At 60.9% G+C, this 17,096-nt stretch carries 9 protein-coding genes; 2 read left to right on the top strand and 7 right to left on the bottom strand.

What is annotated here, in order from left to right; translation table 11 throughout:
- Positions 1-2 precede the first annotated feature (2 nt).
- From M0D64_RS13510 to M0D64_RS13495, 4 genes are all read right to left on the bottom strand, one after another.
- Positions 3-1,415 (bottom strand): 3-oxoacyl-ACP reductase, encoded by a 1,413-nt coding sequence (locus tag M0D64_RS13510; RefSeq protein ID WP_266258045.1) that lies wholly within the window; start codon positions 1,413-1,415, stop codon positions 3-5.
- A 124-nt stretch (positions 1,416-1,539) separates the two neighbouring features.
- The gene (locus M0D64_RS13505) at positions 1,540-4,038 is read right to left on the bottom strand and encodes an acyl-CoA dehydrogenase (RefSeq protein ID WP_266258044.1); all 2,499 of its coding nucleotides are present in this window, start codon (positions 4,036-4,038) and stop codon (positions 1,540-1,542) included.
- 282 nt (positions 4,039-4,320) lie between these two features.
- Positions 4,321-5,187, bottom strand: a complete 867-nt coding sequence (locus M0D64_RS13500) for a TetR/AcrR family transcriptional regulator (protein ID WP_154564873.1) — start codon at positions 5,185-5,187, stop codon at positions 4,321-4,323.
- Positions 5,188-5,624: 437 nt separating this feature from the next.
- Positions 5,625-6,845: an MFS transporter gene (locus M0D64_RS13495; RefSeq protein WP_154564871.1), complete on the bottom strand. Its 1,221-nt coding sequence runs from the start codon at positions 6,843-6,845 to the stop codon at positions 5,625-5,627.
- A 481-nt stretch (positions 6,846-7,326) separates the two neighbouring features.
- On the opposite strand from M0D64_RS13495, the gene M0D64_RS13490 reads away from it, so the two are divergent.
- Positions 7,327-8,658 carry a chloride channel protein gene (locus tag M0D64_RS13490; protein WP_266258043.1) on the top strand — a complete coding sequence of 444 codons (1,332 nt, stop codon included), beginning with the start codon at positions 7,327-7,329 and terminating at the stop codon, positions 8,656-8,658.
- A 100-nt stretch (positions 8,659-8,758) separates the two neighbouring features.
- Here M0D64_RS13490 and M0D64_RS13485 read toward each other — a convergent pair whose 3' ends face one another.
- The 3 genes from M0D64_RS13485 to M0D64_RS13475 form a co-directional block, all read right to left on the bottom strand.
- Positions 8,759-10,975 (bottom strand): TonB-dependent siderophore receptor, encoded by a 2,217-nt coding sequence (locus tag M0D64_RS13485; RefSeq protein ID WP_266258151.1) that lies wholly within the window; start codon positions 10,973-10,975, stop codon positions 8,759-8,761.
- Between the two features lie 124 nt (positions 10,976-11,099).
- Complete coding sequence (locus M0D64_RS13480) at positions 11,100-13,415, bottom strand: sensor histidine kinase (protein ID WP_154564867.1); 2,316 nt, start codon at positions 13,413-13,415, stop codon at positions 11,100-11,102.
- A 7-nt stretch (positions 13,416-13,422) separates the two neighbouring features.
- Positions 13,423-14,232 (bottom strand): response regulator, encoded by an 810-nt coding sequence (locus M0D64_RS13475; protein WP_154564865.1) that lies wholly within the window; start codon positions 14,230-14,232, stop codon positions 13,423-13,425.
- Positions 14,233-14,677: 445 nt separating this feature from the next.
- Between M0D64_RS13475 and M0D64_RS13470 the strand changes: the two genes are divergently transcribed.
- Positions 14,678-16,645, top strand: a complete 1,968-nt coding sequence (locus M0D64_RS13470; RefSeq protein WP_266258041.1) for a YadA family autotransporter adhesin — start codon at positions 14,678-14,680, stop codon at positions 16,643-16,645.
- Positions 16,646-17,096: the final 451 nt, after the last annotated feature.

Raw genomic sequence — 17,096 nt, 5'->3', positions numbered from 1 at the left:
GCTCACGCTCCAATCAGGCTTTGTCCGCACACGCGCACGATCTGGCCGCTCACGCCCGCCGATCCCGGATGCGCGAGCCACGCTATGGCCTGCGCGACATCCACCGGCTGGCCACCCTGGCTCATCGAGTTCATCCGGCGGCCGGCCTCGCGGATGGTCAACGGAATCTTCGCGGTCATCTGCGTTTCGATAAAGCCGGGCGCCACCGCGTTGATCGTGATGCCGCGCGCGCGCAGATGCGGCGCCATGCTTTGCACCCGGCCGATCACACCGGCTTTCGATGTGGCGTAATTGGTCTGGCCGAGATTGCCGGCAATGCCGCTGATCGACGACACGCCGATGATGCGGCCACCGTCGCGCAGAATGCCCGCCGCGAGCAGGGCGTCGTCGATCCGTTCCTGCGCGGACAGGTTGATGTCGATCACGCTTTGCCACGCGGCGTCGGTCATCTTTGCGATGGTTTTGTCTTTCGTGATGCCCGCGTTGTGCACGACGATGTTCACGCCCTGTTCGTCGAGCGCTGCGGCGATCTGCGCGGGCGCTTCGGGCGCGGCGATGTCGAAGGCGAGGGCGGTGCCGTTCAACTGGCGCATGGTCGAGTCGAGCGCCTCGCGCGCCGTGGGAATGTCGATGCCGATCACGTGCGCGCCTTCCGCGGCGAGCACGCTCGCAATCGATGCACCGATGCCACGCGCGGCGCCGGTGACCACGGCACGCCGGCCTGCGAGCGGTTGAATCCAGTCGAATGCCGGGAGGGCATCGGCACCGGCGTGTACGCCGATGCGCACCACCTGGCCCGACACATACGCGGAGCGCGGCGATAGAAAGAATCGCAACGTCGCCTCGATGCCGTGCTCGGCGCCTTGCTCCACGTAGATGTGATTCGCGGTAATGCCGCGCCGTGCTTCCTTGCCGAGCGAACGCGTGAGGCCCTCGAGCGCGCGCTGCGCGGTCCATTGGCGCGGGCTCGCGCAGGCTTCCGGCGGCCGCCCCAGTACGATGATGCGGCCGCACTTGCCGAGCGAGCGCAGCGTATCGTGGAAAAAGCTGTGCAGCGGTTCGAGCTGGCTGCTGTCTTCGATACCGCTCGCATCGAACAGCAGGGCGGCGAGCTTGCCGTGCGAACCGGACTCCGCCGGTTCGAAACGGCCCGTCATCAAACCATGGCGATTCGCGAGCGGCACCCATAGCGCCGCGCTTTCATGGGCCACGCTGGTCATGCCGATGCTCGTCACGAGATTCGCGAGCGCATCGAGCAGACGCGGTTCGCGGCCCGCCCCGATCGCGATCAGTCCGTCGAACTCAGGCCGGTCCGCGCGATAACGGTGCAGCACCTCGGGCTTCGGTAAGCCTAACGAGCGCGCGAGGCGCGCGCCGAATGGCGAGTTGACGAAGTTCAGGTAAGAGTCTTTCATATTATTGATTGCTCCGCTGGCCACGCTCCGAAGGAAGTCCCATCGGGGACTTCAAACGTGTGTCAGTGTGCACCCAGTTTGGGGCATCTGGGTGAGCCCCGCCTGGATGTTTTTTTCAAGGCGCTCAGGCCGCGAACTCCAGCGCTTTTTCGAGCGCGTCCTTGCGCTTTTGCAGATTGGCGAGCATGTCGAAGTCGGGCGGGAAGTCGTCGACCTTCACGACTTGCGCGCCATACCGCGCATAGTCCTCGAGCACGCGGCGATCGTCGGCGTCGATCAGGCCTTTCTGTTGCGCCGTCTCGGTCCACGCGGCCAGTTGCGGCAGGCTCTGCGGCATCGGTTCGAGCAGGCCTTGTTTGACTGCGTCGCGCAGTTTCTGGTCGATCTGCGTGAAGCGCGGGTTCAACTCGAACACCAGCTCGCCGTAGCCGAGCGCGTCGACATCCGGATGCGGCACGTACGAGTCGGACACGAGGCGGTTGCGTGCCGCGCCCGGCGTTTGCATCAGCTCCGCGATCTCCGTGCCGAGGCGATCGGACGGCTCGCGATACGGCAGGCCGAATGGGAATGCCAGCACGCGCACGAGACCCGCGGCGAGGCGGTTCGGGTAATTCGCGAGCACACCGTCGAGCGCGTGCTGCGCTTTGTACAGCGAATCTTCGACGCCCCAGCGCACCAGTGGCAGGTCTTCTTCCTGACGGCCTTCGTCTTCGAAACGTTTGAGCGTCGCGGAGATCAGGTAGAGCTGCGAGAGCACATCGCCGAGGCGCCCGGAGATGCGCTCACGCCGCTTCAGATCGCCGCCGAGGACGAACATGGAGACGTCGGCGAGCAACGCGAAAGCCGTCGAGATGCGAGTGGCCGCGCGGTAGTACGACAGCAGCGGGGCGTACGCCGTGCGCGGTTTGGTGATGAACGCGCCGCCCGTGACGCCATAAACGAAACTGCGCACCACATTGGAGAGCGTGAAGCTGACGTGACCGAAGAAGGCCGCATCGAAATCGCGCAGCGCCTTGCTGCGATCCGTTTCGCGCGTGGCCTCCATTTCCTTCAGCACATACGGATGACAGCGAATCGCTCCCTGGCCGAAGATGATCAGGCAACGCGTGAGAATGTTCGCGCCTTCCACGGTGATCGCGATCGGCACCTGCTGATAGGCGCGCGCGAGGAAGTTCGACGGCCCCATGCAGATGCCCTTGCCGGCGGCGACGTCCATGCCGTCGTTGATGACCATGCGGGCGCGTTCGGTGATGTGGTACTTCGCGATCGCCGAAATCACCGAGGGTTTTTCGCCGAGGTCCACCGCCTGCGCGGACAGGCGGCGCGCGGCGTCCATCACGTAGAGATTGCCGCCCATGCGGCCGAGCGCTTCCTGCACGCCCTCGAACTTGCCGACGGGCGTGCGGAACTGGCGGCGTATCGCGGCATAGGCACCGGTGCCGCGCACGGCGATCTTCGCCATCCCCACATTCGACGACGGCAGCGAAATCGCGCGGCCCGCGGCGAGACACTCCATCAGCATGCGCCAGCCGTTGCCGACTTGCGCGCGGCCGCCGATCACCCAGTCGAGCGGAATGAAGACGTCCTTGCCCGAGTTCGGACCGTTCTGGAACACCGCGTTTAGCGGCCAGTGACGGCGGCCGATGTTGACGCCCGGATGGTCGGTCGGAATCAGCGCGCAGGTAATGCCGGGCTCTTCGTCCGAGCCAAGCAGATGGTCCGGATCGAGCGCGCGGAAAGCGAGACCTAGCACGGTCGCAATCGGTCCCAGTGTGATGTAACGCTTGTCCCACGTGACGCGAAATCCCAGCGTTTCGCGACCTTCAAACGTGCCCTTGCAGACGATACCGACATCGGGAATCGCCGCCGCATCGGAACCCGCGTAAGGGCTCGTCAACGCGAAGCAGGGGATATCGTCGCCGCGGGCGAGGCGGGGCAGATAGTGGTTCTTCTGCTCTTCGGTGCCGTAGTGCATCAGCAGCTCGGCCGGGCCGAGCGAGTTCGGCACCATCACCGAAACGGCGGCGGCCGAGCAGCGCGTGGAGAGCTTCATGATGACCTGCGAATGCGCGTAAGCGGAGAACTGCTTGCCGCCGTACTGCTTCGGAATGATCATGCCGAGAAAGCCGCGCTCCTTGACGTACTGCCAGGTTTTCGGCGACAGGTCCTGCCACACCATGGTGGTTTCCCAGTCGTTCGCGAGATCGCACAGATGCTCGCATTCGACATCGAGAAACGCTTGTTCCTCGGCGGTGAGCGTAGCCGGGCCGTAGCCGAGCAGCGTGTCCCAATGTGGGCGTCCGGAGAACAGTTGGGCGTCCCACCAGACGGTGCCGGCTTCGATGGCGTCGCGCTCGGTCGGCGACATCTCCGGCAGGATTTTGCGGAAAATGTCGAGCACCTGTTTCGTGAGCCACGTACGGCGCAGCGGTTTGATCGTGAGGACGAGGGCAGGGAAGACGAAGACGATCGCGAGCAACGTTGTCGCCACTGGCCCCGCCGCTCCGCTGATATGCGCGGCCGCCACCCAGACGATCATGAAAGCAAGCCACCATGAGGCGCGCGCCTGAACGTAGACGAGCGCGAGAGCGGCAATGACGAGTACCAGGGTGAACCACGACATAACGTTTCCTCCTGTTTCGATGGTGCGTGCGAACGCATCCACGGGTCGCGGACGGCTCGCGTTCTGTTGGTCTTCTGACTGGCGGTGTTACTGCTGCGTCGCGCGCCCGGGGCGCTTTTGCGTTGCGCCCCTGCTGCGTTCTTCGTGTCGTTTTTTCAATTCGACAGCGTGACGTTGTTTAGGTGCGGGACTTAGACGTGCTGCTCGGATATGCGGTATTCATTCATGTTTTTACACGCGGACGGCCCATCGCAGCACCGCCCGCATCAGCTTCAGTTCCGATCAAGCCGTGCCGTGCAACGCGGGCTGAAACGGACTCGCCTCCATGCTGCCGCCGCGTTGTTCGCCGTCCGAGACTGCGGGTCCCGACGATTCAAATCCGCCTGAGGCCTGCTGTGTACCCGCCGCCGGGTTCGCGCATTCCATCTGGCCTTCGGCGCCGCCTTCGGTGGCGTCGCCCAGCACGGCGGCAAACGTGGCCAGTTGCGAGCCGTCGGGCAAGGGCGCTTTCAGCGCGGCCACCATCAGCGAGGCAAGACGCGCGATCAGTTGCAGGTCGTTCATCGACTTGCCCTGCGAGAACTCCGAGATCAGGCTGTCCGTATCGGTGCCGGCCAGCACCCCGGATAGCGCGCCGATCGCGAAGTGCAGACGCCAGCCGAGTTCTTCACGCGGCAGATGCGGCAGCGCACGCTGGAACGCATCGAAAAAGCGAATCGCAACGGACTCGTAATGCGCATTCAGAAAGTCGCGAATGAACGACGACGGATCGGTATAGGCACGCCCCAGCAGGCGCAAAAACGCCTTGCCGCCGATGCGCGGATCGCGCGACAGCCGCAGCGCCGGAATGAACATGGCGCCGAGCACGTGCTCGCAGGTCAGACGCGCGCCTAGCATTTCGTCGAAGCGGTCGAGCAGCTTGAGCCGCTCCTGGTTGAGCCGGTCGAGCCGGCGCGACAGCATCGAGTGAATCAGCGATTCCTTGCTGCCGAAGTGGTAGTTGACTGCCGCGAGATTCACTTCGGCCCGCGAAGTAATCTGGCGCAGGGACATGGCTTCATAGCCGCATTCGATGAACAGTGTTTCGGCGGCGTCGAGGATGCGGGACTTCGTGTCGCCGGCATGCCGGCCTGTTGTGCGAACTGCCATTTTGCGTCTCCCAGTTGCCGGGCATCCGGCCCGCAAACAAGCGATTCAAATGACTATTTGAAACAGCCGTTTTTTTCAGGATAAAGAAGGATCGGGACTGCGATCAAGGGCTCGGTGTGGACTAACTCCTCTAGAAGACCTGACGAAGGTCCGTTTTTCCAATGCGCGCGGGCGCGTCAAGCCGCGCGGAAATAAAAAAGGCCGTTCCGATAGAAATCGGAACGGCCTCGTATTGCTTGCTACCTGTGTTTGGCCTTGCGTTTGTTTTCTGACGCCGGGTTCGCGCGTTCCTGCTTTGCGTTTGCCCGGCGCCTGCATTGCTGCTTGCGCTGCATTGTGGCGGTTCGAGCCGCCTTTGTAGCTATTGTGCCCGATAACGCGCCGGCGAAATAGCTGTTTAGTTCGAACGCTTGAAGCTGTGCCGCGAGGCGGCTTCCTTAGGTGCTTGCCGCGACCTCTTTCGCCGATTGTGTCATGTCGATGCCGCGGCGTTCGCGGCTGAACGGAATCAGCGCGGCGATCACCACCACCACGATACCGATCACGACGGCCATGACCAGTGCGTAGTTGTTGCCGTGTGCTTCGGCAGCGCTCGCCTGCAGCGGGCCGTTCACCGACGCGATCAGATTGCCGAGCTGGTACACGAGGCCCGGGAACGTCGCGCGAATTTCATCGGGCGAGATTTCGTTCAGGTGCACCGGAATTACGCCCCATGCGCCTTGTACGGAGATCTGCATCAGGAAGGCACCGGCCGCGAGCAGCACAGGCGTGGTGGAGAAAGCCCACAGCGGCAACACCGGCAACGCGATCAAGGCGGCGATGAAGATCGCGCGCTTGCGGCCGATCTTCTCCGAGAACCAGCCGAAGAACAGGCCGCCGCAAATCGCGCCGATGTTCAGCGTGATCGTGATCCACGACACCGTATGCGCGTCGAATCCATGCTGCACGCGCAGGAAGGTCGGATACAGATCCTGCGAACCGTGCGAGAAGAAGTTGAACGCGGTCATCAGCACGATCGAGTAGAGCGACAGGCCGATGTTCTGCTTCAACGTGGCGACGAGACCCGGGCGCACTTTCTTCTCGAGCGTCTTGAAGGCCGGCGACTCCGGCACGTGTGCTCGCACGTACAGCACGAGCAACGCCGGCAGCACGCCGACGAAGAACATGCCGCGCCAGCCGATGTATTGATAGAAGACGCCGAACACGACGGAGGCGAGCAGGTAGCCGCTCGGATAGCCGGCCTGCAGGAGGCCCGAGACGATGCCGCGCGACTTGGGCGGCACGGTTTCCATCGTCAGTGCGCCGCCCACGCCCCATTCGCCGCCCATCGCGATACCGAACAGGGCGCGCAGCACGAGCAGGGTGGTCAGGTTAGGCGAAAAGCCGGACAGCAATTCCAGCAGCGAGAAGCACGCGATGTTGACCATCAGCGTCGGACGGCGACCGTACTTGTCAGCGAGCCAGCCGAAAATCAATGCGCCGACTGGACGCATTATCAGGGTCAGCATAATGCCGAAGGCAACCGTCGGGATGTTTGTATTGAATTCCGCCGCGATATCTTTCAATACGAACACCATTAGAAAGAAATCGAATGCGTCGAGAGTCCAGCCCAGATAGGCGGCGATCGTGACGTTTCTCTGTTCCCGTGTCCAGCTCATTGATTGTTCTCCTGAGTCTCCAATAACCCGTGTTTGACGACGGGCGGCTCTGCAGCCCCGTGCGACCCGTGGTGCGGGCTTCGAGCGAGTGTACGCCGAGCGTTAAACGCTTGCATGGTTGATGCCGCGTTTATCCGTATTAATCCCTGGAGCGAATTCCGGTGCGAATCTCAATGCATGGCGGATGTCGGCTTAATGTAATTATTGTATTAACCGCGTTTGATAAATTGTTTGTTATTCGTAATGTATTTTCCGTGTCGGTGAACTGAAGTAAGACGAGCGGTGGGGGACCGACAACTGCATGCGTCGTCCGCTCTCATGATCCGGACGGGCTCAAGTGCTTACGTTTCCGTTGCAGAAAGCGGGTGCGTGCCGCCTATGCGTATAACGCATCAGTCGAGTAGAAAAAGCAATTTGATTCATGTTGCGACGCGGAATAAGATGATCGCTATCCCATTAATTCCGCCTCTGTCGACGCACCATGTCAGTCAAATCAATCACTTCGGAGCCACGGCGCCGCGCGCGCAATCCACTTGCAGCATTGGCCGTCGTCACGTTGCTGACGGGGATCGGCGCCGGTCTCGGCGGCATGTTGCTCGCCTTGCTGCTGCACGGCATTCAGCACCTCGCATATGGCTACAGCGTGACGCACGTCATCAGCAGCGAGAGTTTCCTGGAAGGTGTCACCGATGCGACGCCTGAGCGGCGTGTGCTCGTCCTGACGATGTGCGGACTGGTGGCCGGGCTCGGCTGGTGGTTGCTGTATCGCTTCGGGCGGCCGCTCGTCAGCATTCGCCAGGCCGTCAAATCCGACGATCCGCGTATGCCTGTGGTGAGCACCACCGTGCATGCGCTGCTGCAGATCGTGACGGTGGCGCTCGGCTCGCCGCTCGGACGCGAAGTCGCGCCGCGCGAGATCGGTTCGGCGCTGGCCGGCCGGCTCTCGCACCGCGCGGGCTTATCGGTTGAGCAGAGCCGGATCATGGTCGCGTGCGGTGCCGGTGCGGGTCTGGCCGCCGTCTACAACGTGCCGCTCGGTGGTGCGGTGTTCGTGCTCGAGGTTCTGTTGGGCACGTTTGGCTCGAAGGCCTTGGTGCCTGCCTTGGTGACATCGGCCGTCGCGGCGCTGGTCGCGCAATTCGGTCTGGGCAACGAGCATCAGTATCTGGTGCCGTCGTTGACGGTGAGTACCTCGCTGGTCGTCTGGTCTGTGGTGTGCGGTCCGATTTTCGGTGCTGCTGCGTGGGGCTTTACGGAGCTGACGAAACGCGCGCGTGCAGAGGCGCCCAGGAATTGGCGTTTGCCCGTGTTGTCGCTGTTGAACTTCGCGATCATCGGCGTACTGGCGATGCACTTTCCGCAGTTGCTCGGCAATGGCAAAGGGCCTGCGGGCCTGGCGTTCGACGGCAACCTGACGATGGCGCTCGCGGCCATGCTGCTGGTGCTGAAGGTGGTGATCACCGCGAGTAGTTTGCGTGCGGGTGCTGAAGGCGGCTTGTTGACGCCCGGGCTTGCGAATGGCGCGTTGTTGGCGATGGTGCTCGGCGGGGCCTGGAGTCTGTTCTGGCCGGGCGCTTCTTCAGGCGCGTTTGCCGTTGTCGGCGCGACGGCGTTTCTGGCTGCTTCGATGCAGATGCCGGTTACGGCTGTGGTGCTCGTTTTTGAATTTACCCGGGTGAGCCACGACTTTCTGATTCCAGTTTTGTTTGCCGTCGGCGGTGCTGCGTTGAGTTTTCAGGCATGCGCGAAGTGGGCGCCGGCGCTGCAGTTCAGTTCTGGTTTCAACTGGGGTGGGGCTGGCAAAGCTCGATAGGTTTTTTTGCCTTTGCGGTCTTGCCCGCCAGTCGTGGCTGACGGCTTGGCGTGGTTTAAATTCCGTTATCTGAAGCTGCCGCAAAATCGGGGATGCTTTATCACCAGGTGTATTTCGCGTTGGCTAGCACGGTTCGCTCGTTGCCGAACGCGCAGACCGAGTACGATTGGCAGCCGCTGATGTAGTGACGGTCGAACAGATTCGCCACGTTCAGTGCGAGACGCCAATTGCGGGTGTGATAGTGCAGTGCCGCGTCGTACAGCGTATAGCTTGCGACCGTCAGCGAGTTGTCCGGCGCACCCGCGGACGCGCTCTGGTAGCGGATCCCACCACCGATCCCGAAGCCGGCGAGCGCTCCTGTATGCCATGTCCAGTCGGTCCACAGCGACGCCATCTGGCGAGGGCGAGGGACGTCGACCGGCCAGTTGTTCAGCGACGCGTCGTTTGCCTTTACGTTCTTCACATCCTGATAGATGTATGACGCGATAATCGACAGTTCGCGCGACACATCTCCGACCGCGTTCAGCTCGATACCGCGCGAACGCACCTCGCCAGTCTGCACGGAGGACGTGCCGGTCGGGTCGAGATTCGTCGGTGTCGGTGTCACGACGTTCGTCTGGTTGATCTGATAGACGACTGCGCTCAACATCAGGTTCTTGCGCGGCGGCTGCCAGCGCAGGCCCGCCTCGATCTGCCTGCCGCGCGTCGGCTCGGGCAATCCGCCGCCGAACATCCTCACACCGATAACCGGATTGAACGAGGTCGAATAGCCGACGTACGGTGACAGCCCGTAGTCGCCCTGGTACGTGAGGCCGACGCGGCCCGAGAACGCGCTGACATCCTGTTTCGTCTGTGTGCTGGCCTCGTGGTCGTCCTGCTGCATGTTGACCCAATCCTCGCGGCCGCCGAGCGTCAAGGCCCAGCGGTTCCATTTGACCTGGTCCTGCGCGTACACGCCGAACGTGTTCATTGCCGTGTGCAGGTCCTGGCGGCCGAACGACGTCGGGCCCGAGAAGATCGCGGTCGTGACCGGCGTGTAGACCGGGTTGTAGAGGTTCAGGTCCGGCGCCAGCGCAAGCCATACGCTGTCGGTCGTCGTTTGCCGGTTGTACTGAAAGCCGAGCAGCAGCAAATGTTCGAGCGGCCCCGTGCCGAAACGCGCCTGCGCGTTGTTGTCGATGTCGAAGCGGCTGTAGTTCAGTTGAAACAGCCCTGCGTAACGAGTAATGTCGGTCGTGCTGCCCTCGGCAAGACCGCCGCCGAAGACCGACGCGTCGTCAAGCGACAAGTGCATCCAGCGCAGGTTCTGGCGCAACGTCCAGATCGAATTCAGATCGTGCGAGAACTGGTAGCCGAGCGACCACTGTTTCTTCCGGTAGTCATTAAATGTCGGCTCTCCCGTGTAGACGTCATGTGACAGTTGACCATTCGGGTTTGGCAGTACGGTGCCCTGCGCGGGCAGGAAGTTGTGTGAAATATCATTCCAGTCCTGCAGGTAGGTCGCAGTAAGCGTCAACGAGGTGTCAGAATCCGGCCGCCAGCGGAGCGACGGTGCCAGCGCGACGCGCTGGTCCGCGTTCGGGCCGCTCAGCGCATTGCCGTCGCGCGCGACGCCAACGAAGCGATACGCGTACTTGCCGTCGTCGTCGAGCCTGTCGCCGATGTCGAGCATCGTCTGCTTGCGCGCGTAGTTGCCGATCTGCACGCCAACCTCGCGCACGCGCTCGCCGTCGGCCTGCTTCGTCTGCACGTCGACGATCGCGCCCGGATCTCCGGCCCCATACAGAACCGACGCTGGCCCGCGTAGCACAGTGACGCTGTCGATCATATACGGGTCGACGCGCCAATTCGCGATGGGTGTCGTATTCGGCGCTTGCAATCCGTCGACGAACAAAGTCGGAGTAAAGCCGCGTAGTGCTGCATACAAATCGGTGCGGCTGTCGGACCCAAACGATGCGAAGCCTGGCACGTAGTGCAGCGCCTGGTTGAGGTCGGTCGCGCCCGTCATTTCGATCTGCTGCGCAGTGACGACGTTGATCGTTTGAGGAACCTCGGTGATCGGCGTGTCGGTCTTCGTGCCGGTTGTGGTGCGTTTGCCGACGAGCCCGAGTGACGACAGGTTCGCCACGTCTTTCACTTTTATCTCCGACAGCGTGACGCCGGGCGCAACATCCGCCTGTACCGCGGTGTCCTTCGCTTGCGCATCATTCGCTGGTTGCGTCACCCGCGCGTGCGCGTGGCCGGTAGCCGCTGCGCAAAATATCCCCCTCGCAGCAACCGTGATCGCACGTCGCCCCGTGCCCGTTGCCCACCCCATCTTCTGTTGCTCCATCTAGCTGGCCGCCTGCTCGGCCGGCCCGTTTTTCAATGAGCGACAACCGTCCGGCCGTCGCTCCCATTCCAGGTTGCGCGGCCAACACCGGTGACAGCATCCTGTTACGTTACCAGGGGCGCGAGACATCGTTTGTTTCGTGCGGTGCGAGAGCAAGAGCCTCGATGCCTGCGAAATCCAGCGCTTCGAGGCAGCGCCGCATTTCAGTCAGAAACGCTGCGCACGAGGGGTGAATCCTGATCATGTTTTCTATCCATCGCTCTATGTCCGTCAGGCGTCCGTCCTTCGCGAGAACTGCCAGTTCCTGGCGGTCGCTCTCAGGAGGAGCGGAAACGGCGAACCCGTGTTTGCGTTGTGGGCGGATATGAGCAGAGCCGCCGGAAGAATACTGTGCGACGTTCGACGGCGAAGCATCCGTATCTTCCGTAATGGGAGCGATGAGTCCGAAAGAAAACGAGGTGCCACGTTGCGGCGCGCTTGAAACGCGCAAGTCGCCGCCCATTGTGTTGACAATGCGCTGCGCAATAATGAGGCCGAGGCCAGTGCTACCGTTCACCGCCTGTATCTGGCGAAAAGCCGTAAAGAGTTTCGATTGCGCTTCAATGTCGATACCGATGCCGGTATCGGCGACCTCAAAACTCATGTGCCATTGATCGTCCTGCAGGCGCGCGCTCACGGTCATCGTGACGAAGCCGTCGCGGGTGAACTTGGACGCGTTCGACAGCAGATTGAGCAATACCTGTTGCAACCGGCGGCCGTCGATCGTCAGTCGACGGGGCAACGACGTCAGTGCCTGATAGTTGAACTGGTTGTTCAACTGCGCGCAGAGTGCGAGCGCGTATTCGGCAATGTCGTCGAGAAGTGCAGGCAGGTTGGTTGCGACCGGGGCGATATCCAACGGCTGCAACTCAGTTTTCGCGTACCCAACCAGTTCGTCGATCAGGCCGAGTTGATAGTTCACGCTGCGCTCGATTGCCTGGATCGGTCGCACCTGCTTCGAATCCGCCAGATCCCGTAGCTGTCTGGCGTAACCCGTAATCGTAGCGAGCGGCGCACGGAGGTCATGACTGACATAACCCAAGGTTTCGATCAGTTGCTGGTTTTTCTCCTCGGCGTAAAGCAATGCTTCGTTCAGCTCCAATGTGCGCTGTGCAACCTGATCGCGTAGGCGCTCGTGTTCGCTTCTTTGCCAGTCCGCAAGTTCTGTCCTTGCCGCTATTCGCTGCTTTCCGACGTGGTTTATCCACGCTGCAAGCACAATAAGGTTGGTGGCTAGGCCAATAATTGCAACGACCGGGTTCGGATGAATGTCGGACTTCAGCCAGGCGAGAGCTGTCGGCAAGGACCCGAGCGTTTCGAGCATGCGCAACGCAAAGCTGAACAGCGAGAAGATCATGACGAGCAGCATGATCCGCGCGGTGGGGGTCGACTGACGCGCGAGGCGTGCAGCGATAATCACCGTGAAGACACCGAACAGCGCATTGACATACACGCCGACTTGCGCGAACACGAACAGATTGCCGAATGCGGCGCCTATTGCGGCAACGCACTCCAGCAACGCAAACCCGAACAGTATGTAGCGTGCTGGCAGGTTTGCTTTTTCGCTGTGAGAGATGCGCAGGATAAAGACAATGAACAGCAGCACGGCAGTACATCCGAGCACCGTCACACTTCTCGCACTCCACTCGGTTGCGAACGGCCACAGATATAGCTTCGTATAGCCGCGATCCGCAGCTTCGAACAGCGCCGTCATGGCACACAGTGCTGTCAGGACGAGAAACGAGACACTGCGGGAAAAATAGGCGATGAGCAGCGCGCACCACGCCAGTGCAAGTGTGCCGCCGATCAATCCTCCGTCCCAGAGCGCTGCGCGTTTCTCCAGCGCGTCATATGCCGCTGCGGAATACAGCCTCGGTTCGAGCGTGATTGCGGTATCGCTGGCCACCCGGATGAGAAACAGGCGCTGTTCACCGGGAGCGAGCGTGAAATCCGCCAACGGATACCGGGACGAAAAGGGCTGGGATGCGAGGCTGGTGGGATCGCTGCGATCATGTGTCCAGTGGCCGCTGCGTTCGGTGTAAAAGTCTACGTTCTCGAGGCGCGCGTCCGGGAGCACGAGAACGAGCGGGAGGGCTGTTGAACTGTGGTTGCTCACCGACACGTGGAGCCACCATGCCGAGTGGGTGAAACCTGGTTTCAGTCGACTCCGTTGCATGGGAAGGAAGCCTTGCGTGGCTCCGGCGGACAGTGTGAGTATGTCGTCCAATCTCATCTTGCCCGAGACGTCTTCGAATACCTGCACCTGGTCCAGGGTGGGGACCCGTTGTGTCTGTTTCCCAGTGGCGTCGAGACCGACGGCCAACGAGTGAGTGGCCCACCAGCTCAGACATAAGCACAGTAAGCGGAGCCACCTAGTCGTAGTCATGATGTCGTTACTCTGCCTCGAGGGCGGTTTCCACGGTATCAGCCAGATCCCGACTGCGAAATTCCTCCCGATAGGTTGACGGGGGCATACCAAATCGCTCGCGAAACGCCGTGGCGAAATTCGCGGCACTGGAAAAGCCAATTTCTTCGGCGATGCTGGCGATACTCAACGGCGTGCTGCTCAATAGCTTTTGTGCAATCCGCAAGCGTTCGTCGCGGAGATACTCGAATACTGTTTGGCCAAGGTTGTCCCGAAACGCACGCGACAGTCGTTTTTCATTGGTCCCCACGAGGCGGGCGAGTTGTTCGACCGTTGGCGCATCGTTCAGCCTTTGCGACAAATGTCGAATGGCCGCGCGAACGATGACGCTGTTGCCTGTGAAGTCCGAAGCGGATACCTCATCGTCGGTGTGCCGATTGCCGCGCGTCCGGGCGAGGTGTACGCGAATCCGTGCAAGTACCTCGTCCGCCTCGAATGGCTTGAGTACGTAGTCCACGCCACCGATTTCCAGACCGTTGATCCGATCGTGAAGGTCCCCAGCCACGGTCAGAAATATGACGGGAATCGCAGAGGTGCGGGGGTCAGCGGCAAGCAGCCGGCAGGCGGCGAATCCGTCCATCCGCGGCATCCGTACGTCCATCAGGATCAGGTCGGGTGAAATCGCCAGTGCTCGTTGATAAGCCTGTGACCCGTCGAATCCGACGCTGATCCGGCATCCAGCATTGCGCAATACGTCAATCAACAATCGAAGCTGGTCCGGCTGGTCGTCTACCACAAGAAGATGGGCATCCGTGAGGGCAGTGTTTCGGGGCGACATCGTGTAGGCGAAAGGAGCTGACGGGTACGTTCCTGGTTAACGGCGGCTGATTGCTCAGCTTGAGGCTCGCGGGGATCGGTCGCCAGCATAAAGCCGCGAAGCGTACCAGATTGTTAATTCAATTTAAATCGAGCGGTTTCCACACGGATAGCAAAAGAATTTTCCCTCCGGCAAAGCATTTCGTCCCTCGAGCAAAACGATTGCGGCAGTAACGCTGCCCATAATTCCTCGCGTCCTTACACAAAGTTGCTAATTCAAACATTTGTAGCCGTGGACATCAGCGGTTTGACTGCGGCGATCGGCGCCTTGTAGCGACAGGCGCTATCGAACGGCACGCCGGGAAAAACAGACGGCGCGGGCAAGCCAAAGACTCATCAAATTGAGCGTGACGGAGACCGGATATGAATCCCTTTATTGATCATCAGACAAGCGAGAGCGGAACGTAATGAACAAAAGCAGATATAAGTTGGTTTGGAATCGTCGAGTTGGCGCGCTGGTCGCGGCAGCCGAGACGCAGCGCGGCGTGCAGGGCGAAGCGGGACAAACGGAAATGGGGCAGGGTGGTAGTCCGCTCACGTCCAAAGTGCCGCTGGCTGTATTGACAGCACTCATGCTGTCGGCGGGATATGCGCATGCGGACAACCTTGCAGTGGGCGGTGAAACCGGAACTACCGTCGTAACGATTGGTGGTGCAACGGCGCCGGTCGCCAGTACTGGCGGAGGTGGTTTCGTTGCTGCGGCTGGTGCCGACGGCTCAAGCCAGAATACTGCTGTTGGCGTTAATGTGTCAGCGCAGGGCGGGGCCGCAACCGCTCTGGGTGATACGGTAACTGCAAGCGGCCAGAATGCCACGGCAGTTGGCGCAAATTCGGTCGCAACCGGCAACCAAGCAGTAGCTTTCGGCGGTGGGTCGAGCGCGGCGAATCCTAACTCGACTGCGATTGGTGCTCAGGCACACACTACTTTTCAGTTCTCAACGGCGGTCGGCACCAATAGTTCAGCCGCGGGCGGCACGGCGGTGGGTTTTCAGGCGAACGCGAGTGCAGGTGACGCTACGGCCATAGGTGTGGATTCCGTTGCATCCGGGATCGGTAGCGTTGCAGTTTCCCGCGCACAGGCAACTGCCCAGAACGCAATCGCTATTGGTGAGAATGCCTCGGCAGTTGATGTGAATTCCGTAGCGTTAGGGGCCGGGTCGAACGCAACCACCAACAGCGCCACGGCAGTTGGTCCCTTAGCGACGGCAAGCGGCGGCAGCGCGACGGCGCTCGGCAACTCAAGCTTGGCGAGCGGGGGATCGGCTATTGCAATTGGTCAGTCTTCAACCGCATCAGCAATTACTTCTGTCGCGATTGGATTTAATGCGAACGCCGCATCGGCCAATGCGGTTGCGCTGGGCACTCTCGCGCAAGCGACAGGCGCAAATTCAATCGCGATCGGTAACGCAGCCGCGGCTTCGACCGCTGAATCGACGGCGCTTGGTTCCGGAGCGGTCACGCGTGCGGCGACGAACGTGAGTAGCGTCACGCTGAACGGTGTCACCTTCGGTGGCTTCGCAGGCGCGACGCCGACCGGTGTCGTGAGTATCGGCGCGGTCGGTCAGGAACATCAGTTGCAAAATGTCGCCGCAGGGCAGATTAGCGCAACGAGTACGGACGCGGTGAACGGCTCGCAGCTTTTCTCGATTGCTTCGCAGGTTTCGGCACTCTCGACCAATCTGGCGTCAATCACCACCACGGTCGACAAGATCTCGACATCCGGCTCGAATGGCACGGTTGCAGACCCGACAGGTACGGCAGTTGGTAACAATTCAGTCGTATCCGTTCCCAACGGAACGGCTGTTGGTAACGGCTCGAATGTCTCGGGTCAAGATGGTACGGCAATCGGCACGAACTCGACAGTCACGGCTTTGCGTGCAACCGCCATCGGCACGAATTCCAAAGTCACAGGCACGGATTCGACCGCAATCGGCACCAACAGCCAGGCCACCGCGAATAATTCGGTTGCCCTGGGTGCAAATTCAGTTGCAGACCGGGACAACACGGTTTCGGTCGGTGCGCCGGGTGCTGAGCGTCAGATTACCAACGTTGCAGACGGTACGGCTCCGACTGATGCAGTCAACGTGCGACAGTTGAATGGTGCAATCAACAGCGTTCGCGATGACATGCAGAAATATCGCCGTGACGCGAGCGCGGGTACAGCGTCCGCAATCGCCATGGCGAATTTGCCGCAAGCTGTGTTGCCGGGTGAGAAGGTTGTAGCACTCGGAGCCGGCAACTACGGCGGGCAGTCTGCGATGGCTCTGGGTCTGTCGGTCGCGACGCAAAAGTGGATGGTCAAAGGCTCGATTACAACAGGCGTTTCTGGTCACGGCTCCGTGGGTGCAGGCGCGGGCGTTGGCTATCGCTGGTAAGTAATTTGTCGGTATCCCGCTGCCGCCGCCCTTGTGTCGCGGCAGCGGGCGAAGCGCCGGGGAAAGTTGCAGAGGAAGAGCATGTTAATAAAAGTGCGAAGTGGCACGAAATGAAAACGCGTCGATCAATCCCGCTCCTGCTTCTGCGAAAAACGAATCAGTCGGCGCGGGCGGACGTTGAAGGAGTAGAAGCGGCTGGGAACACAGCAGTATCGAATGAATTTCCATTTCATTTTCACTCCCTGGCTTTCACAAGGGCGTGAGAACAATGGCGAGACTGGAAGAGTCTTCGTTATCTGTCTTGCATGAATTTAATTAATAAGAATTGTTTCACAAAACTGACTTAAAAAATACCGGGAAAAGTACAGGAAATCCTTAGTTTTCCGTAAGGAAATCCCGATGCGTATTTAATCTGTATGGCGTTGAAAGGATTATGAAATAAATTACGTTC

This window comes from Paraburkholderia sp. WS6, assembly GCF_030464835.1.
Classification (GTDB): domain Bacteria; phylum Pseudomonadota; class Gammaproteobacteria; order Burkholderiales; family Burkholderiaceae; genus Paraburkholderia; species Paraburkholderia madseniana.
Note: the sequence above shows the minus strand (reverse complement) of the source record. Positions and strands in the feature narration are given on the sequence as shown.